Raw genomic sequence first — 17,880 nt, 5'->3', positions numbered from 1 at the left:
CCTTGTGAGCCGGCCCATGTGCCGGACTAGAGCGCCCGGCAGGGCGAAGGGGGCCAGCAGTATAGGAAGACCGTTGTAGGAGTTTTCACTGTATATATGCAGAAATTTGGCTAGAACTCTGGGGCCGCTGCGCCCCCCCAAAAATCGCCAAGGCACCATAGCAACATCGTCCGTTGAGGAAACCCACACCAAAGCCGCATAGCCCTACGCCACTTTTCCCTTCTTCTTACAAATTTTTCACCCTATCCACTCAACGTCTAAGCTTCAGACAAGCAAGACGAAAACACCTGGCCGGATAGAAGACTATGGGCGCACTGTGGCAATCGGAACCCAGCAGAACGGAAGCACCCGAGATACCTCCGGCCGAGACGCCACAACCTGAATCCCCCCGTCAGCGTCGGCTATGGTGGTGGCTGATCCTCCTCACCCTGCTGGTGGCACTGGTAGCTATCGCCGTTGCCGCGTACGACGAGTTCCGCACCTCCGAACTACAATCGCGCGAGTTCAGCAAACTGGCCGGTACACTGACCTACTCGCTGCAACCTGGTCCCAGCGACGCCATCATCTACCCCGGCGATGGGCCGTTCGACAAACGCCTGGGCTATAGCGCCCTGGGTGAATTCCTGCCACGCCTGCTCAAGCGCGACTACCTCATCAGCGAACAGGTGAAGTTCTCTCCCGCACTGATGAACTACGTCGAACATGGGCTGTTCGCTCCCTATATCGAGAAGATCCAGGCCGGCCTGTCGATCACCGACTGCCGCGGCGACACGCTGTACCAGTACAACTACCCCCAGCACCTGTACCCGGACTTTGCGGCGATTCCTCCCGTGATGGTCAACAGCTTGCTGTTCATCGAGAACCGCGACCTGTTGGATACCAACGAACCACGTAACAACCCGGCCGTGGACTGGCCACGCTTTGCCAAGGCCGCCTACAGCCAGGTCGCCAAGTACCTGGCCCTGCCCGGCCAGTCTGCCGGCGGCAGCACCCTGGCCACACAGCTGGAGAAATATCGCCACTCACCCGATGGCCTGACGGTGTCGGGCGCGGAGAAGATCCGGCAGATGATTTCTGCCAGCGTACGTGCCTACCAGGGCGGCCCCGACACCACAGAGGCACGCCAGCGCATCGTGCGCGACTACCTCAACAGCGTACCGCTGTCGGCCGTGCCTGGGCATGGTGAGGTACATGGCATGGCCGAGGGCCTGCGGGTGTGGTACGGCGCCGACTTCGACCAGGTCAACCAGGCCCTGAACGCCACCGCCACCGACCCCGAGAGCATGGCCGCGCGCGGCCTGGCCCTGCGCCAGGTACTGTCGCTGATGATTGCCCAGCGCCGCCCCTCGTATTACTTGTCCAAGGGCCGGGTCGAGTTGGCCGAACTCACCGACTCGCACATTCGCGTGCTTGCCGCCAACAAGGTCATCAATCAGCCGCTGGCCGATGCCGCGCTGGCCAGCAAGGCGGTGTACCGCGACTGGGTAGCGCAGCCAACCATCGTACCGATCATCACCAACAAGGGCATCAGCCTGGCACGCAACCGCCTGTCGGCCATGCTCAACCGCCCGCTGTACGACCTTGACCGCCTTGACCTGTCAGCCACCAGTACCTTGCAGGCCGACCTGCAACTGCAGGTCAGCCAGTACCTGAAAAACCTTGCCGACCCAGAGTTTGCCGCACAGATCGGCCTGATCGGCGAGCGGCTACTCACTGCCAAGACCACCGACCAGGTGAGCTACAGCTTCACCTTGTTCGAGCGCACCGCCGATGGCTCACGGGTACGGGTGCAGACCGACAGCACCAACCAGCCCTTCGACATCAATGAAGGCAGCAAGCTGGAACTGGGCTCAACCGCCAAGCTGCGGGTACTGACCACCTATCTGGAAATTATCGCCGAGCTGCACGACAAGTACGCGGGCAAACCTGCCGCCGATCTGAAGAAGGTCGAAGTGGCCGAACTCGACCGCATCACGCAATGGTCGCTGGAATGGCTGGCACAGAACAGCAAAAACCAGAGCCTGGACGCCATGCTCGACGCCGCGCTGGAACGCAAGTACTCGGCCAACACCGGCGAAGCGTTCTTCACTGGCGGCGGGATGCATGTGTTCAACAACTTCCGCAAGGAAGACAACAACCGCAACCCGACACTCAAAGACGCACTGCGCGAATCGATCAACCTGCCGTTCATCCGCCTGATGCGCGACCTTGTGCGCTACGTGACTTACCAGCAGCCGTACAACCGCGTGGCGCTGCTCAAGGACGACACCGACCCGCGCCGTCAGGAGTACCTTGCGCGCTTCGCCGACAAGGAGGGCACCAAGTACCTGATGCGCTTCTGGAAGAAGTACCAGCGTAAAACCTCGCAACAACGCCTGGACACGTTCCTCGACAGCATGCGCGTGACCCCACAGCGGTTAGCGGCAGTACACCGCTACCTGTTCCCCGAGGCAGGCCAGGAAACGTTCAACGCATTCGTGCGTGCCCACCTCAACGGTAACAAGAAAGTGTTGGGCAAACTGACCGATGGCCGTCTGTCAGAGATGTACGCTGCTTACGGCCCAGGCAAGTACGACCTGCCCGACCAAGGTTACATCGCCAAGGTTCACCCGCTGGACCTTTGGCTGCTTGGCTACCTGCTGAAGCACCCAAGCTCGACACTGACCGAAATGGTCAATGCCAGCCGTTTCGAGCGCCAGGAGGTATATGGCTGGCTGTTCAAGAGCCGCCACCAGAGCGCCCGCGACAGCCGTATCCGCACCATGGTCGAAATCGAAGCCTTCCTCGATATTCACCAGCGCTGGAAACGCGTGGGCTATCCATTCGACCACCTGGTGCCCTCATTGGCCACCGCCATCGGCAGTTCCGGCGATCGCCCCGCTGCCCTCTCGGAACTGGTCGGGATCATCCAGAACGACGGCATTCGCCTACCAACCCTGCGCATCGATACCCTGCACTTTGCAGCCAATACACCCTACGAGACCAAGTTGATCACAGACCCGGACCGGGGCGTGCGAATTCTGCCGGTCGAAGTGGCACGTGCGCTCAAAGGCGCCATGTCGCAAGTGGTCGACGCAGGTACCGCGCGGCGTATTTCCGGCAGCTTCAAGCTACAGGACGGCACGCCACTGGTGATGGGCGGCAAGACCGGTACCGGTGACAACCGAATCGAAAGCTTCGGCGCCGGCGGCCGGCTGATCGGTTCGCGCTCGCTGAACCGCACCGCCACCTTCGTGTTCTTCCTCGGCGACAACCACTTCGGCACGCTGACCGCCTTCGTGCCGGGTCGCACGGCAGAAGCGTTCAAATTTACCTCGGCGCTGCCGGTGCAGGTGCTCAAGGGCATGGCACCGATCCTCATGCCATACCTGCAGCCAGGCAACCCGAATGAGTGCAAACCGCCACAGGTTGCCCTGCACACACCGCCGCCGACAGGTAACACATCGACTGAGTAGATGATAATCATCAGCATTTAAAGGCTTGTCATTAGATATATCTTGAGTAATATCTTACGATATATCGCAAACGACAGAGCCCTATTCTTATGCGCGAACATCACCCTCATGACCCCTTCGAGCGGCGCCCCGGCCGTGGCGAACGCGGCCCGCGGGTCTTCGCCCCTGGTGACCTCAAGCTGCTGATGCTGGACATGCTGGCCGAGCAACCCGGCCACGGTTACGACCTGATCCGCCAGATCGAAAACCTGTTCGAAGGCAGCTACAGCCCAAGCCCCGGGGTGATCTACCCCACGCTGAACTTTCTTGAAGAAGCCGAGCTGATCAGCGGCCAGGTGCAGGGCAGCAAACGCCTGTATGCCATCACCGATGCCGGCCGCAGCGCCTTGGCGGATCAGGCGGTAGCCCTGGATGGCGTGCGCATGCGCATCGAGGTCAGCAAACGCGCCCTGCGCGGCCACGACCGCCCACCAGAGATTCATGAAGCAGTCGGCAACCTGCGCCATGCACTGCACATGCACAGCGGCCGCTGGACCGCGGAAGAAATCGAACGGGTCCGTGACCTGCTCAACCATGCCGCCAAGGCCATTGCCTCCGGGCCAACCGAACCTTTCAGGGAGACGCCCAATGAGTGACACCGTTCACCGCGTAAACCATGAGATCCGCCAGCGCCGTCTGCAGGTACTTCGGGTCACCGAGCTGACCCCGCGCATGCGCCGCATCACCTTGGGGGGTGCCGAGCTGCAAGGCTTTACCAGCATGGGCAGCGACGACCATATCAAGCTGCTGTTCGCCGAAACGCCGGAGCAACAACAGGCCATCGAGGCCCGTAATCTGGGTAAGGACGGTGGCGCGCGGCCTACCATGCGCGAGTACACGCCACGGCGCATCGACCTGGTGGCAAATGAGCTGGACATCGACTTCGTGCTGCACGGCGACGGCCCTGCCTCTACCTGGGCCGCACAGGCCACGCCCGGGCAAACCCTGGACATCGCCGGGCCAAGGGCCTCGCTGGTGGTACCGGATATTTTCGACAACTACCTGCTGATCGGCGATGAGACTGCCATCCCGGCAATTGGCCGTCGGCTGGAGGAGTTGCCAGCCGGCCGCCAGGTGCTGGCAGTGATCCAGATAGAAGACGAGCAGGAGCGCCAGCCGCTGCCAAGCAAGGCCCAGGTGGAAGTGATCTGGGTACGTCGCCAAGAGGAAGACTTGTTGGCACTGGTGCGAAACCTGAGCTTGCCGCAAGGCCAGCTGTATGCCTGGGTGGCGCTGGAGAAAGCCCTGACTCGCCAGGCCAAGGCGTTGTTGCTGGAGAAAGGGGTAAAGGAAGACGCGCTAAAGGCTGCAGCCTACTGGCGGGCCAACGGGACCGCCGACGACGAGTGATCGTGATTGCCTGATCTGCCGTCTTCGCGGGCAAGCCCGCTCCTACACTGATCGGGGATGGACGCAAATCGGCGGTTGGACACAAATCGGTTGTTGGCACAGGCCGTTGTAGGAGCGGGTTCACCCGCGAACACCGGCGCAGCCGGTGCCACGCAAAGCGCCGCCTGCGTCGCGGTTTGAACCATTTGATAAGACCAAGCGGTTCAGCCCCGACCACCTCAGAAAAGCTCGACCGCCCACAGCGTATCTACAGGGCGCCACGCCACGTTGTTGCTTACCAACGAAGGTCTCGCTGCCCCGCCAGGGCCTGCGGCCCGAGCCATTGGGCCCCACGCAACAATGGCGTCAACGGCGCTTCAGGCTGCAGCTGGAACACCACCTGCGCCCGGCGCCCTGGCAGGTCGGCATCCACGCCCAGTTGATGTTGCCCTTGCTGCGCTAACTGCCCGCGCAGGTGCCAGCCACTGCGGCAGTCCATTTCCAGCCAGCCGTGCCCAAGGCCTAGTGACCAAGGGTCGCTCAGCGCAAGGTCGGTTACGATCACGCGGCCTTCACTGGCTTGGCATTGGCGCCCTGCCCCTTGCATCTTCAACACACCCTGCCACTGGCCGGCCAGGCGGTAATCCGTCGATACCGTCGCCAAAGTCCCCTTGGCTGATACCTCCAGCCGCCAACGCCAAGGCCAGCCTTCTGCAAGCAACTGCCAGGCCTGGCCCTGGAACCCCACCTGCGCATTCGCCTGCAAGCGCCAGGGCTGCAGCGTCCAGCGCAAAGGCCCGACCGGCCCCCATTGTTGTGCCTGCCCTTGCCAAAGGCTTCCACTGACATCACGTATCGGCAGGCCGGACGCACGCACCAACCACTTGGCCGGAAGCTCGATAAACAGCGTGAGCACGAATACCAATAGCACCCAGGCCATTGCTGCTCTGCGGCTCATGGCTGCACCACCAGATCGAATCGCAAAGCCTTGCCCTGCTGCTCCAGCCCCCATTGCAACGGCAGTGCGCCTTCTGCACGCAGGCTCTGCAGCCAGCCTTGCAGCATGCGCTCATCGGCCACTTGCCCGCGCAGCTGCCAGGCCTTGTCTTGTGTATCGACTTCGGTCAGTTCGATCCCACGGGCCTGGGCCGACTGACGTAGCCGCTCCAGGTTCACACCGGGCCCGCCTTGCAGGCTGGCCGCCTGTTCGGCCAGCGCGCGCCACTGGCCAAGCTCGCGCCATTGCGCAACGCCTTCACGCAGGGCCAGGACGGCCAGCAGCAGAGCGATCAGTCCCCAGGCGAACTTGAAGCGATGACGCTGTAACCAGTCCCGGTTCATGAGGCGGCTCCCAAGTCGAAGATCACCCGGCCTTCTTGAACCTGCACTGTGGCGCCAGCGGCAGCTGCCATATCACGCCATGGCGGCGCATTGCCCTCGCCCTCCAGGCGCAGGTGCCAACGCTGACCATCGAAGCGCACCGCTTGCAGGCGCCAATCAGGGTTGGCACGCAGCCAGGCCTGCAAGCGAGCCTGCAGGTCGTCTAGCTGACGTGTACGCAGTTGCTGCTGCAGTACGCTCTCGCGCAGGCGCTTGAGGGCCTGCGCCGCGTGCCGAGGGCTGGCCTGCTCGCCGGTCACGGCAATGACCTGGCTGCGCCAGAGTTGCGCCTGGCGCCATTGCTGGCTCAACCACAAACCACCCCAAACGGTGGCCAGCATCAGGCAAGCCGCCAGCAGCCGCTGCTGCTGGCGGGACGCCACCGGCAACGAGCGGACTTTGCGGGTGCGTTCGAACAGACCGGGTAATGTGTCGAGCGGCGCAAATACGGTGGGCCAGTTGCCGCTCAGCGACGTCTTGTGCAGCCCTGCCCACGGTGGCTGCGGCACCCCACCCAAGGCATCAGGCCAGGCCAGCCAGTGTTCCTGTCCGTCTTCGGCCAGCCCTTTGTAACAGGACATGCCGGGCATACGCTGCCATTGCCAGGCGCATCCTGGCTCGGGCAGCGGCAGCAACTGCAGCTCCGCCCAGCAGCGCACCACCTGCAAGCCCCAGGCGGCACATTGGCCACGCCAGTCATCCAGCTGCTGACGCGCCACTACCAGCAGGCGAAGGTGCCCGGGTTCACGGGCCAGGCAGGCACAAGCCACCTCATGCGGGGCCTGCAGCAAGCGATCCTCAAGCAACAAAGGCCATTCTTCGCGCTTGAGCCCGGGCGGGGCCGGCACGCGAAAATGGCTGCAGGCTTCGGCAGGCAGAACCAGCGCAACATGGGCCTGCGGGTTGGCCGGTGGCTCACCCTGCCCCTGGCTTTGCAAAATACCCTCCTGGACCAGCGCCCAGTGCCAGACAGCACCCGGGCGCAGCAATAGCCACGCCTGGGCCGGCGTACGCCGCCGCCATTCAAATTTCATGAGCGCCCCCATGGAAGGGCGAAGGTGCAGACATAGGGGGCTCCATCACGCAGCAGTTCCAGACGCACGCCACGGCCTGGGTGCACCGGTTGGTCAGAAGGCCAGGCCAGCCAGCGGCCGCCCTGGTAGTACAGAACGTTCATGGCGCTGACCTGGTCGAGTCGTTCGCGCTGTACCCAGCGTGGGGCGACGGCGGCGTACAAATCCGCCGAGCTTTCCAGCAGCAGGCGCTGCTCACGGGCCTCGAAGCGCAGGCGCTGGCGTTGCAGGCGCGAGCCACCTTCGGCTGCCGGCAGGCCGGTGCTGGCGACCCACAGCAACTGGTTACTGGCGGGCTGCCAGTCCAGCCAACGACTGGCCAACGGCAGACGCTGGTCGTAGACACGGCGCAGCACCGGGCTGTCGAAGCGCCGCTCCAGCGCCAGGCAAAAGTCCAGCACCGAGGTTTGCTGATTGGTGTGCTGCAGGCGCTCGCGCACCTTCAGCCAGCCGTTGACCAAGGCAGCCAGCATGATGCCAAGCACGGCAGTCAGGGCCAGAGCGACCATCAGTTCGATCAGGGTCAGGCCTGCCTGGTGGCGTTTCATGGGCGCTCCAGAAACACGGTGTACTGGCCCAGTGGCAGGCGCTGCTCGCGGTCGGCGAACAGCTGTAGCTCGCCACGGCGCAGGTCGCGCACGCCGGTGCGGCGCAGTTGCAGTTGCCAGTGACACAGTTGGCCACCTTGCCCAAGCTCGCCGGCTACCTGGTTTTCGGCAGGCCAGTACTGCTCGACGACAAAGCGTGCTTGCAGCTCACGCGCGCACAACAAGCCAAGGCGGTGCTGTTGCAGGTTGTCCTGCACAGCCAGCCGCTGGCGGAGTACCTGGCTGGTGATCACCGCCAGCACGGCAGCGATCGCCAGGGCTACGGTCACCTCCAGCAGAGTGAAACCACGCTGTGTTTGCTTCATGGCACTACCCACATGCCATCGGTGCGGCTCCAGGCCCATTGCTGACTGCCATCGGCCCAGCGCCAGCGCACGCTACCCGACTGCGCCCAGCCATGCGGCGTGAACAGCACGCGCGGTTGCGGGCTGGCCGGCCAGTCCGGGTGCAGGCCCTTGGGCCAGTCGCCGAGCGGCACCGCTTCGACCACCCAGGCATTGGCCTCGCGGCGCACGAACTCCGGGCGCTGGCCATTCCAGCGCAGCCCGCGCAGTTGCCCGGCATGCCGGGCCAGCGCGGCCTGGCCGCGAGTCTCGGCCGCCAATCGTTGCAAGGCCTGGTCGACACGGGCCTGGCCACTGCCGAGCCCGACTACCGCCAGCCCGGTCATCAGCCCGGCGATGGCCAGTACCACCAGCAGCTCGATCAGGCTGAAGCCACGCTGACCGCGCACCGGTTACAGCGCCCAGTTACCCAGGTCGGCATCCTGGCCTTCGCCACCCGGCATGCCATCGGCGCCCAACGAGTACACATCGACCCGGCCGTGTTCGCCGGGCATGCGGTACTGGTAAGGGGTGCCCCACGGGTCTTCCGGCAGGCGACGCACGTAGCCATCACTGCGCCAAGCCCGAGGCAGCGGCTCCTGAGCCGGCTTTTTCACCAGCGCGGCCAGGCCCTGTTCGTTACTGGGGAAGCGCAGGTTGTCCAGACGGTACATGTCCAGTGCCTGCTCCAGGGTGGCCAGGTCGGCCATCACCTTCTGCTTCATGGCCTTGTCCTGGTTGCCCAGCACGCTGGGCGCAACCACGGCGATCAGCAGGCCGATGATGAAGATCACCACCATGATTTCCATGAGGGTGAAGCCGCGTTGGCGGTTACTTCGATGCTGCATGGCAATACTCCTTGTCGTCACAATTGCAGGCCCTGGTTGAGTTGCATGATCGGCAGCAGCACCGCCAGCACGATGAACAGCACCACAGCGCCCATCACCAGGATCATCAGGGGTTCGAACAGCGCCATGGCGGTATCGACCTGGCGGGCAAAGCCGCGCTCCTGGTCGTCGGCCACGCGCTCGAGCATGTCCGCCAGGGTGCCGCTGGCCTCGCCGCTGCCGACCATATTCACCAGCAGCGGCGGGAATTGCTGGCTGGCATCTAGCGCACGGTGCAGGCTTGTGCCGCCCTGCACGTGTTGGCGCACCTGCTCCATGGCCAGGCGGATACGCCGGTTACCGATGGTTTCAGTGGCCACTTGCAAGGCTTCGAGCAGGGCCACGCCACTGCCAGTGAGAATCGCCAGGCTGCGCGCCAGACGTGCGCTTTCCAGCACCTGCAGCAGGCTGCCAATACGTGGCAGGCGCAGCAGCAGTTGGTCGCGACGCAGACACCAGTGCGGTTTGCGCAGCAACCATCCAGCCAGCACGGCAAGCATCAACGTCAGCCCCAGCAACCACGGTCCGGCCTGCACCACCGCCTGGCTCAAGCCGATCAGCAACGAGGTAATCAGCGGCAGACTCTGCCCGGCGTGGGCAAACTGTTCGGTGAGCTTGGGCACGACGAAGGTCATCAGGCCAATGACCACGGCCAGCGACACCCCCATCAGTACCGTGGGGTAGATCAACGCAGTACGGGCCTTGTGTTGCTGGCGTTGCACCTGCTCTAGATGGTCGGCCAAGCGGGTCAGCACCTGGGCCAGGTGCCCGGAACGTTCGCCGGCCTCGACCAGCGCGCAGTACAGACCAGTGAACGGTGCGCCCTGCCGGGCCAGGCTGCGGGCCAGGCCCAGGCCTTCGGCCAGCGAGCCGCGCAAGGCCACCAGCACACTGTGCAGGGCGGGCTGACGCAGTTGCCGTTCAAGGGTGGCAAGGGCATCGACCAAGGGAATGCCGGCCCCGGTCAAGGTGGCCAGTTGACGGGTCAGCTCACACAGCTGGGCGCGGCTCAGGCGCTGGCGACGGGGTTGTCGGCTGCCGGCTTCATGACGCTGCAACTGGCGGGCGAACAGGCCCTGCTCGCGCAACAGCTGGCGAGCGTGGCGTTCACTGTCAGCCTGCAAGCTGGCCTTGTGCAATTTGCCGGCGAGGTCAACGGCCTGGTAGCGATAGGTTGGCATGCCTTAGCCCTGTACCACGCGCAGTACTTCGGCCAGGCTGGTCTCGCCGCGAGCAAGGCAATCGCTGGCCATCGCCACCAGGCTTTGGCGCCGATCAGCCAGATGATCCTGCATGGCCAGCTCACTGGCGCCGTCGTACAACAAGCCGATGAGCCCAGCGTCCAGTTCGATAAACTCGTACAGCCCCAGTCGCCCGATATAACCGCTGCCCTGGCACTGCTCGCAGCCCACGGCGTGATAAGTGCTGTCCAGTGCCGCCAGCTCGGGCCACAGCTCGCGCTCGGCGGCCTGTAGCGGGTGCGCCACGGCACAGCTGCACAAACGCCGCACCAGGCGCTGGGCCAGGACGCCGCGCAGGCACGAGGCAATCAGGAAGGGCTCGATGCCCATGTCGCGCAGGCGGGTCACTGCGCCTACCGCGCTGTTGGTGTGCAAGGTCGACAGCACCAGATGGCCGGTGAGGCTGGCCTGCACGGCGATCTGTGCAGTCTCCTGATCGCGGATTTCGCCGAGCATGATCACATCTGGGTCCTGACGCAGGATGGCGCGCAGGCCACTGGCAAACGTCAGCCCCGCACGCGGGTTGATCGCGGTCTGGCCAATGCCGGCGATGGCGTACTCCACCGGGTCCTCGACGGTAAGGATGTTGCGGCTGCCATCGTTGAGGCTGTTCAGGCTGGCGTACAGGGTCGTGGTCTTGCCCGAACCGGTCGGCCCGGTGGACAGCACAATGCCGTTGGGCCGCGCCAGGCAACTGCGCAGGCCCTGCAATACCGCTGCCGGCATGCCCAGGTTATCCAGCGCCAGTAGGCTGGCCTGCTTGTCGAGCACGCGCATCACCACCCGCTCGCCGTGGATGCCGGGCAAGGTCGAGACTCGTACATCCACTTCGCGCCCCGCCGCGCGCAAGGTGATGCGGCCGTCCTGGGGCTGACGCTTTTCAGCGATGTCCAGGCGGGCCATGACCTTGATCCGTGATACCAGCATGGCCGACAGCGCACGCGGTGGACGCAGCACCTCACGCAGGTGGCCATCGACCCGCAGACGAACCACCAGGCTCTGCTCGAAGGTCTCGATATGGATGTCCGAGGCACGCAGCCGCAGCGCCTGGCCGAACAGGCCGTTGATCAGGCGGATCACCGGCGCTTCGTCGTCGCTTTCAAGCAGGTCTTCGATGCGCGGCATCTCGCTCATCAGGCTATCCAGGTCGACCTGGTCGCCGATGCCTTCGATCAGCGCCTCGGTGGCGGCATCGCCGGCCTGGTACAGCTGGCCAAGGCGCTCGTCGAACAGCGCAGGTTCCAGATATTCGAGCAGGCTTGGCTGGCCATGCACACGCAACAACTCCTGCAACTGGGCATTGTCGGCGTCGGGCCGCAGCCATAGCTGCCAGCCCTGCTCTGCCGGGGCCATGGCCACTCCGCTCTGCCGTGCCTGGCGATAGGGCAGCATCACCAGTCACCGCCTTCCAGGCGTGCGCGGCTGGCGGGGAATACCTGCAACAGCCGCGTGCCCTCTGCAAGGTCGGGCAATTGCAGCGGTGTGGTCTGCTGCAGGGTGCGGTACTTGTCTTCACTGAGGCCCGCCAGGCTCGGGCCGTCGCGCAGAATGCGCGGGCGGATGAACACCATCAGGTTCTGCTTGGCGTTCCTGGTGGCATCGGAGCGGAACAACCGGCCAAGATAAGGAATGTCGCCGAGCAGCGGCACACGCTGGTTGCTGGTACTCAACTCGTCACTGATCAGGCCGCCAAGTATCACCAGGCCGTTGTCCTCGACCATGACCTTGGTCTTGATCTCGCGCTTGTTGGTGATCACGTCGCTGGCCGAGCTGGTGTCGGCAATCGACGACACCTCCTGAACGATGTCCAGGCGCACGCTGTTGTCGATATTGATCTGCGGCTTGATACGCAGCTTCACCCCGACTTCCTTGCGCTCGATGGTCTGGTACGGGTTGGCGTTGTTCTGCGTCACGGAGCCGGTGACGAAGGGCACTTCCTGGCCAACCAGGATCGATGCCTCGGCGTTGTCCAGGGTCAGCAAGGTGGGCGTGGACAGCAGGTTGAAGCCGCTCTTGCCTTTCAGCGCGTTGATCAGCATGGCGAAGTTGAAGCCCCCGCCGAAATGGCCGATGCCCGCCGTGGCACCGGTGGTGGTGGACAACAGGTCACCCAGGGCCTCGTTGTCGCCACTCGCGGCGGCCCCGGCAATGCTGGCGATATTCACCCCGTTACTGCCGAAGTTGACGATACCGGCGCCGAACTTCTCGTCGGCGAACAGCCACTGAACGCCCAGCTCCTGGGCGCTGCTGTCGGACACCTCGGCGATGATCGCTTCGACCACCACCTGGGCACGGCGAATGTCCAGTTGCTCGACAATGGCCCGGTACGCTGCCAGCTCGCTGTCGGGGCCGACCATGACCACGGCATTGGTACCTTCTTCGTATTCCAGGCGGATGCCCGAGCCACCGGAGGCTGGCATCACCGGCCGGTCCTTGCCCTCTGCCTCACCCGCGCCCTCAGCCGGCACCGCACCTTCCTGGCTGAGCCCTCGCAGCACCTTGACCACTTCACCGGCATTGGCATGGCGCAGGTAGATCACCTGGGTGCTGCCATTGCCCGGTGCCTCTTGAGGGCGGTCAAGCTGGCGCAGCAGGCTGGCGATGCGTTCGAGGTTGCTGCGCCAGTCAGTCACCACCAACTGGTGCGCCGCCGGGTACGGTGTAATAACCCCAACCCGCGGGTCGATCAGCGGTTTGAGGATACCCAGTACCTGTTCGCTGGCGGCGTTGCGCACGTTGAATACGCGGGTGGCCACGCTGTCGCTACCCTCACCCTGCCGCCCGCCCGCCTCCACTGGCACCGGCTCCAGGCGCGCGGCCTGGTCGGGCACGATCTTCACGCTGCCATTGGGCAGGTCGACGGTGGCATACCCCTGGGCGCGCAGTTGGGCCAGGAAGATGTCGTAGATGGCGTCGGCGTCGTGCAGGTCGACAGTGCGCACGGTGACCTTGCCCTTGACCCGGGGGTCGACGATGAAGGTAGTGCCGGTGATGCGCGACACGCTGTCGATGAACTCGCCGAGTTCGGTATCGACGAAATTCACTTCGTACATCGGCGTACCGTTGTCATCGAACACCGGCTCTTGGGCATAGGCCATGGACAAGGCCAGGCTCAGCGCAGCCGCCATGCAGTATCTAACAGGCATCGTTCATCCTTGCCGCTTGAAGCCGGTCACGGCGGGGCGTGGCGGCCAGGGCAGGCGCTCACGCCGCCCCTGGTTGTTGAAAATCAGGCCATCGCTGTCGATGTCCTGCAGCACGATCCCTGGCGCCAGGCGCTGACCGCGGGCCAGGGTGCGCACTTGCTGGCCGTAGCGCAGCACCACCACACTGGCGGCCAATGGCTGGGCCTTGAGGCCGCCGAGGTACTGCAGCGGCAGACGGGTGATGGTGATGGCGCCGTTGTCGGGCGGCGCCTGCCAGTGACCGACCATCAGCCCGGGCAGCGGGCTATCGGCCACCGCAGGTGCCGTGGCCGGGTGTGGCTGCCGGCTCAGCTGCAGCACACACTGCGCAGACAGCCAGCCGGCCAAGGTCAGGCCAGCACCGGTGAGCAGACGCGAGGTGAGCATCACGAGGCCAATTGCCGTGGGTGCCAGCCTGGGTGCCCCTGCACGTAACGCACTTCGGGCAGTTGCAGCGGCGCCAGTTGCCAACCGTCAGGCTGGCGGGCGAGCCAGGCCTCGACCCGCTGCCAAAGTGGCTCGCCGGCCTGGCTTTCGAATTGCAAGCCAAAGGTGCGGCACAGGCCCTGCACCGGCTCCAACCCCGTGATGCGCTTGCCTTGTGGGCTGTAGCTGACGCTCCAGGCCTGGCCCTGCCAGCGCGGCAGGTCCTGGCTGTTGTCCAGCAGCAGCGGGTCACCGAACAATTGTTCAGCGGCGTTTTCCAGCACTTGTTCGACCTGCCTGGCCGGTGCCTCGACCACTGGCGCCGGGTAACCACCGGTAAGGCTGATCAGGTGTTCGCGGGTAATGGGCGCCCCGGCGGACAGCGGGTAGTCGTAACGCAGGCCCGGCAGCAACACGGGCATGCTGCTATCGTCGGCCAAGGCTTGATGCAGCAGGCAGTCCCAACTGCCGCCACGGGTATCGCGGCGCCACAAGGCCTGGGGCGCGCGGGCCAGCGGCTGGTCGAGCCAGGCCGCGTGGCCGGCCCGTTGCTGGCGCAGTTGTGCCTGCAATTGCGCGACACGCAGCTGCGCGGCAGGCGCCAGTTGCTGTTCAAAGGCCGGGAAAAAACGCCCGTCGAACTGCCACTGGCCGGCCACTCGCTGGCAGCGCAGGCGGAAGGCACCGCTGCCCCGGCAGCCGGCAAACAGCACCGGCACGCGCCGACCGCTGGCCTGGGTGACCTCGACCGGTGCCGGCCACAGGTCCTGACCACGGGCACACAACAGCACGTCGATTTGCGGCACCCGTTCAGCCAGCCACAAGCCGGGGCCCGTGCCTGCATCGGCCATGGCCACCACCAGGTCAGCCTCGCGCCGGGCTTGCTCGAATACCGGCAGCAGTGACTGATACCACTGTTTAAGAGAGGCTTTCTGGTCCTGTGCGTACGGGTCGGTCACGCCAACCACTGCAATACGGGCACCGCCGCGCTCGAAAATGTGCAGGCCTTGCACGCCCAGTGCCTGGCGTTGTGCGTCAGCCAGCCCGGCGCCGAGGGTAATGGCGCTGGCCTGGCGATACAGGCCCATGCAGCGTTGCGGCCACAGCACACGCTCGTCGCTGCTGACCCGCGCTTCGATGCCCAACAGCTGGCTGCCTTGCACACCACTTTCGCCCTGGGTCAGGTAGGCCAGGCCACTGCCATTCCAGCCTTGGCCGTTTTCCAGGGTCAGGCTGTTGCCCGCACCGGCCTCGCCACGCAGTTGTTCCAGCAACGCCGCGAGCACCGCATAACCGCCCAGCGGGGCCGTCGTTGCCTGGCGGGCATCGAGCAGCGGCGCCAGTTGCGGGTAGGCGATGCTGGCGCTGCTGCCGGTCATCCAGGGCGCACGGCCCAAGTGGCTGACCGGCCCCAGCCGGGTAGCCGGTACCACCGCCTGGCCAGGCTGGCGGGCATCGAGGGTATCGGCGACGTACAGCAAGTCGAGCCGGGCGTTGCCGCCCTGCTGCCCTGGGAAGGCTGTGCAGGCGCCGAGCAGCGGTGCCAAGGCACCGATACCCATCCAGCCGATCACTTCGCGCCTGCGCACACTGCTCGCCATCGCATCGCCATCCTTATCCACGTCCATTCAGGGTCCCGGATGTTGCGGCGTTGGCATTACAGTTTGATGGCAGAAATCCGACAGAAATTCCAATTCGATCTTTAGATTCCCCATCCAAGAACCGAAAGTTTTAAAAGCTCGTTAACATTTCTGCCAAGGAATCATCACACTTGCGCCTTACAGTCGCGGTTTCTTCCAACTCAGCCAACATAAGGACAACCTGATGAGTCGAGATACCGGCGACAACCTGGACCGGAACCAAAGCGGCAATCTGCCGATGGCCAACGTCATGGATGCCTACCTGAGCCGCCGCAGCGTGATGCGCGGCAGCCTGGGCGCCGCCATCGCCATGATCGCCGGTACCGGCCTGACAGGCTGCTTCGACGGTGGTGGTTCCGATCACGATGATCCGGTCACCGAACCGCCAGTCACCGAGCCGGAAGTGCCAAAACTGGCGCTGGGCTTCCAGTCCATCCCAGGCTCGCGCACCGACGCCTGTGTGGTCGCCGCCGGCTATAGCGCCTATGTGCTGGCACCTTGGGGCACGCCACTGAACAGCAACGGCAACCCGTGGAAGTCCGACGGCAGCAACACCTCGACCGACCAGGCCAACGCCATGGGCATGCACCACGACGGCATGCACTTCTTCCCCATCAACGGCAGCTCGGAAGACGGCCTGCTGGCAATCAATTTCGAGTACATCGATACCGCCGCCCTGCACCCGGCCGGCCCCACTACCGATGTCAACGGCAAGCGCCCAGTTGAAGAAGTGCGCAAGGAAATCAACGCACACGGTGCTGGCGTGGTACGCCTGCAGAAAATCAACGGCCGTTGGCAGGTGGTCGACAACGACCCGCTGAACCGTCGCTTCACCACTGCTTCACGCATGGAAATCACCGGCCCGCTGCGTGGCACCGACCACGTCAAGACCAAGTACTCCACTGCTGGCACCCACTGCCGTGGCACCAACAACAACTGCGGCAATGGCTATACCCCGTGGGGCACCTACCTGACCTGCGAAGAGAACTGGCCGGGCATCTTCGTCAACAAGGGTACCCGCCCCGAGGACCAGCGCCGCATTGGCGTGGGCACCTCCAGCGGCCAGTACAAGTGGGAAAGCGCTGCCGGTGACGCCAGCGAAGTGGATGACGAATTCGCCCGTTTCGATGTTACCGTCAAAGGCGCCAGCGCCACCGACGACTATCGCAACGAAGCCAGCACCTACGGCTACATTGTCGAAATCGACCCGTACAACAGCAGCACCCTGGCCACCAAACGCACCGCGCTGGGCCGCTTCCGCCACGAGGGCTGCGCCCCCGGCCTGCCCGTCGCCGGCAAGCCGCTGGTGTGGTACATGGGTGACGACTCGAACAACGAGTACCTGTACAAGTGGGTGTCCACCGCCGTGTGGGACCCCGCCGACGCCACCCCGGCCGACCGCTTGGCCACCGGCGCCAAGTACCTCGACCAAGGCAAGCTCTACGTGGCCCGCTTCAATGCCGACGGCACCGGTGTATGGCTGCTGCTGGATGTGGCCACCGCCACCACGGGCGGCAGCACCTTGGGCGCGCTGTACGGCGACTTGCCGGGCATCATCCTCAACACCCGCGGTGCTGGCGATGCCGTGGGCGCAACGCCGATGGACCGCCCGGAATGGACAACGGTCAACCCGCTGAACGGCGATGTGTACCTGACCCTGACCAACAACAGTGCACGCACCCCGGACAAGGTCGATGCAGCGAACCCGCGCGGCCCGAACCGCCACGGCCACATCATTCGCTGGCACGACAGCGACGATCAGCTGAGCTTTAACTGGGACATCTTCGTGTTCGGCGCCAACGCTGCCGGTACTGCCGACATCAACCGCTCCGGCCTGACCGAACTGAACCAGTTCGCCAGCCCCGACGGCATGAGCTTCGATAGCCGCGGCGTGCTGTGGTTCGAGACCGACAACGGCGAAAGCACCTTGACCGACTACACCAACGACCAGTTGCTGGCGGTGATCCCTACCGACCTGGTGGATGCCAGCGGCAAGCAGGTGCCGGTGAACGCACAGAACCAGGTGGACCTGCGGCGCTTCTTTGTCGGGCCAAACGGTTGCGAGGTGACCGGGATTACCTTTACCCCGGACAACAAGACGCTGTTCGTCAACATTCAGCACCCGGGGAACTGGCCGTATACCGACAAGGCGACCGATGCGACGCCGGCTGGGGCTACCGTACGGCCGCGGGCTTCGACGGTGGTGATCCAGCGTATTGATGGCGGGGAAATCGGCACCGTTTGATCCAGTGCCGGTCAGCCAACCTTTTGCTGGCTGTACCGGCCTCTTCGCG

At 64.5% G+C, this 17,880-nt stretch carries 16 protein-coding genes; 4 read left to right on the top strand and 12 right to left on the bottom strand.

Annotation, left to right across the window (positions count from 1 at the left end; translation table 11 throughout):
* Nucleotides 1-305: 305 nt before the first annotated feature.
* The 3 genes from AC3B5Q_RS05140 (at nucleotide 306) to AC3B5Q_RS05130 (ending at nucleotide 4,844) form a co-directional block, all read left to right on the top strand.
* Nucleotides 306-3,455 (top strand): transglycosylase domain-containing protein, encoded by a 3,150-nt coding sequence (locus tag AC3B5Q_RS05140; protein WP_021781948.1) that lies wholly within the window; start codon nucleotides 306-308, stop codon nucleotides 3,453-3,455.
* A gap of 89 nt (nucleotides 3,456-3,544) precedes the next feature.
* Nucleotides 3,545-4,090 (top strand): PadR family transcriptional regulator, encoded by a 546-nt coding sequence (locus tag AC3B5Q_RS05135; protein WP_021781947.1) that lies wholly within the window; start codon nucleotides 3,545-3,547, stop codon nucleotides 4,088-4,090.
* The gene (locus AC3B5Q_RS05130) at nucleotides 4,083-4,844 is read left to right on the top strand and encodes a siderophore-interacting protein (protein WP_021781946.1); all 762 of its coding nucleotides are present in this window, start codon (nucleotides 4,083-4,085) and stop codon (nucleotides 4,842-4,844) included. The genes AC3B5Q_RS05135 and AC3B5Q_RS05130 overlap by 8 nt, the downstream gene beginning before the upstream one ends.
* A 274-nt stretch (nucleotides 4,845-5,118) precedes the next feature.
* Here the strand turns inward: AC3B5Q_RS05130 and AC3B5Q_RS05125 are convergent, their stop codons facing one another.
* The 12 genes from AC3B5Q_RS05125 to AC3B5Q_RS05070 are packed head-to-tail and all read right to left on the bottom strand — an operon-like array spanning nucleotide 5,119 to nucleotide 15,547.
* Complete coding sequence (locus AC3B5Q_RS05125) at nucleotides 5,119-5,781, bottom strand: type II secretion system protein N (protein ID WP_031321969.1); 663 nt, start codon at nucleotides 5,779-5,781, stop codon at nucleotides 5,119-5,121.
* The gene (gene gspM, locus AC3B5Q_RS05120; RefSeq protein WP_103443559.1) at nucleotides 5,778-6,164 is read right to left on the bottom strand and encodes a type II secretion system protein GspM; all 387 of its coding nucleotides are present in this window, start codon (nucleotides 6,162-6,164) and stop codon (nucleotides 5,778-5,780) included. The genes AC3B5Q_RS05125 and gspM overlap by 4 nt, the downstream gene beginning before the upstream one ends.
* Nucleotides 6,161-7,237, bottom strand: coding sequence for a type II secretion system protein GspL (locus tag AC3B5Q_RS05115; protein ID WP_223271094.1), 1,077 nt, complete (start codon nucleotides 7,235-7,237; stop codon nucleotides 6,161-6,163). Before AC3B5Q_RS05115 ends, gspM begins: the two co-directional genes overlap by 4 nt.
* Nucleotides 7,234-7,824, bottom strand: coding sequence for a PulJ/GspJ family protein (locus AC3B5Q_RS05110; RefSeq protein ID WP_021781942.1), 591 nt, complete (start codon nucleotides 7,822-7,824; stop codon nucleotides 7,234-7,236). The genes AC3B5Q_RS05115 and AC3B5Q_RS05110 overlap by 4 nt, the downstream gene beginning before the upstream one ends.
* Nucleotides 7,821-8,189: a type II secretion system protein GspI gene (locus AC3B5Q_RS05105; protein ID WP_103443557.1), complete on the bottom strand. Its 369-nt coding sequence runs from the start codon at nucleotides 8,187-8,189 to the stop codon at nucleotides 7,821-7,823. Before AC3B5Q_RS05105 ends, AC3B5Q_RS05110 begins: the two co-directional genes overlap by 4 nt.
* On the bottom strand, nucleotides 8,186-8,617 hold the full coding sequence (gene gspH, locus AC3B5Q_RS05100; protein ID WP_021781940.1) for a type II secretion system minor pseudopilin GspH: 432 nt from the start codon (nucleotides 8,615-8,617) through the stop codon (nucleotides 8,186-8,188). Before gspH ends, AC3B5Q_RS05105 begins: the two co-directional genes overlap by 4 nt.
* A gap of 3 nt (nucleotides 8,618-8,620) precedes the next feature.
* Complete coding sequence (gene gspG, locus AC3B5Q_RS05095; RefSeq protein WP_103443556.1) at nucleotides 8,621-9,055, bottom strand: type II secretion system major pseudopilin GspG; 435 nt, start codon at nucleotides 9,053-9,055, stop codon at nucleotides 8,621-8,623.
* Nucleotides 9,056-9,072: 17 nt separating this feature from the next.
* On the bottom strand, nucleotides 9,073-10,275 hold the full coding sequence (gspF, locus tag AC3B5Q_RS05090; protein ID WP_488392868.1) for a type II secretion system inner membrane protein GspF: 1,203 nt from the start codon (nucleotides 10,273-10,275) through the stop codon (nucleotides 9,073-9,075).
* 3 nt (nucleotides 10,276-10,278) lie between these two features.
* Nucleotides 10,279-11,727 (bottom strand): GspE/PulE family protein, encoded by a 1,449-nt coding sequence (locus AC3B5Q_RS05085; protein ID WP_274118659.1) that lies wholly within the window; start codon nucleotides 11,725-11,727, stop codon nucleotides 10,279-10,281.
* Entirely contained in the window at nucleotides 11,727-13,463 is a 1,737-nt protein-coding gene (gene gspD / locus AC3B5Q_RS05080; RefSeq protein ID WP_319298097.1) for a type II secretion system secretin GspD, read from the bottom strand. Before gspD ends, AC3B5Q_RS05085 begins: the two co-directional genes overlap by 1 nt.
* A 21-nt stretch (nucleotides 13,464-13,484) precedes the next feature.
* A complete protein-coding gene (locus tag AC3B5Q_RS05075) occupies nucleotides 13,485-13,907 on the bottom strand; it encodes a pilus assembly protein PilZ (protein WP_021781935.1) in 423 nt (140 codons plus the stop codon).
* Nucleotides 13,907-15,547, bottom strand: a complete 1,641-nt coding sequence (locus AC3B5Q_RS05070; RefSeq protein ID WP_021781934.1) for a bifunctional UDP-sugar hydrolase/5'-nucleotidase — start codon at nucleotides 15,545-15,547, stop codon at nucleotides 13,907-13,909. Before AC3B5Q_RS05070 ends, AC3B5Q_RS05075 begins: the two co-directional genes overlap by 1 nt.
* Before the next feature lie 223 nt (nucleotides 15,548-15,770).
* Between AC3B5Q_RS05070 and AC3B5Q_RS05065 the strand changes: the two genes are divergently transcribed.
* Complete coding sequence (locus AC3B5Q_RS05065) at nucleotides 15,771-17,831, top strand: PhoX family protein (protein WP_103443552.1); 2,061 nt, start codon at nucleotides 15,771-15,773, stop codon at nucleotides 17,829-17,831.
* The last annotated feature ends 49 nt before the right edge of the window (nucleotides 17,832-17,880 follow it).

The sequence above is a fragment of the Pseudomonas sp. D5(2026) genome (assembly GCF_057766845.1).
This window is presented reverse-complemented; position numbering and strand designations above follow the sequence as displayed.

Bases quoted from the DNA above. Each gene is read 5' to 3' on its own strand.
- AC3B5Q_RS05140 (WP_021781948.1), top strand. From the start codon at position 306: ATGGGCGCACTGTGGCAATCGGAACCCAGCAGAACGGAAGCACCCGAG.
- AC3B5Q_RS05135 (WP_021781947.1), top strand. From the start codon at position 3,545: ATGCGCGAACATCACCCTCATGACCCCTTCGAGCGGCGCCCCGGCCGT.
- AC3B5Q_RS05130 (WP_021781946.1), top strand. From the start codon at position 4,083: ATGAGTGACACCGTTCACCGCGTAAACCATGAGATCCGCCAGCGCCGT.
- AC3B5Q_RS05125 (WP_031321969.1), bottom strand. From the start codon at position 5,781: ATGAGCCGCAGAGCAGCAATGGCCTGGGTGCTATTGGTATTCGTGCTC.
- gspM (WP_103443559.1), bottom strand. From the start codon at position 6,164: ATGAACCGGGACTGGTTACAGCGTCATCGCTTCAAGTTCGCCTGGGGA.
- AC3B5Q_RS05115 (WP_223271094.1), bottom strand. From the start codon at position 7,237: ATGAAATTTGAATGGCGGCGGCGTACGCCGGCCCAGGCGTGGCTATTG.
- AC3B5Q_RS05110 (WP_021781942.1), bottom strand. From the start codon at position 7,824: ATGAAACGCCACCAGGCAGGCCTGACCCTGATCGAACTGATGGTCGCT.
- AC3B5Q_RS05105 (WP_103443557.1), bottom strand. From the start codon at position 8,189: ATGAAGCAAACACAGCGTGGTTTCACTCTGCTGGAGGTGACCGTAGCC.
- gspG (WP_103443556.1), bottom strand. From the start codon at position 9,055: ATGCAGCATCGAAGTAACCGCCAACGCGGCTTCACCCTCATGGAAATC.
- gspF (WP_488392868.1), bottom strand. From the start codon at position 10,275: ATGCCAACCTATCGCTACCAGGCCGTTGACCTCGCCGGCAAATTGCAC.
- AC3B5Q_RS05085 (WP_274118659.1), bottom strand. From the start codon at position 11,727: ATGCTGCCCTATCGCCAGGCACGGCAGAGCGGAGTGGCCATGGCCCCG.
- gspD (WP_319298097.1), bottom strand. From the start codon at position 13,463: ATGGCGGCTGCGCTGAGCCTGGCCTTGTCCATGGCCTATGCCCAAGAG.
- AC3B5Q_RS05075 (WP_021781935.1), bottom strand. From the start codon at position 13,907: ATGCTCACCTCGCGTCTGCTCACCGGTGCTGGCCTGACCTTGGCCGGC.
- AC3B5Q_RS05070 (WP_021781934.1), bottom strand. From the start codon at position 15,547: ATGGCGAGCAGTGTGCGCAGGCGCGAAGTGATCGGCTGGATGGGTATC.
- AC3B5Q_RS05065 (WP_103443552.1), top strand. From the start codon at position 15,771: ATGAGTCGAGATACCGGCGACAACCTGGACCGGAACCAAAGCGGCAAT.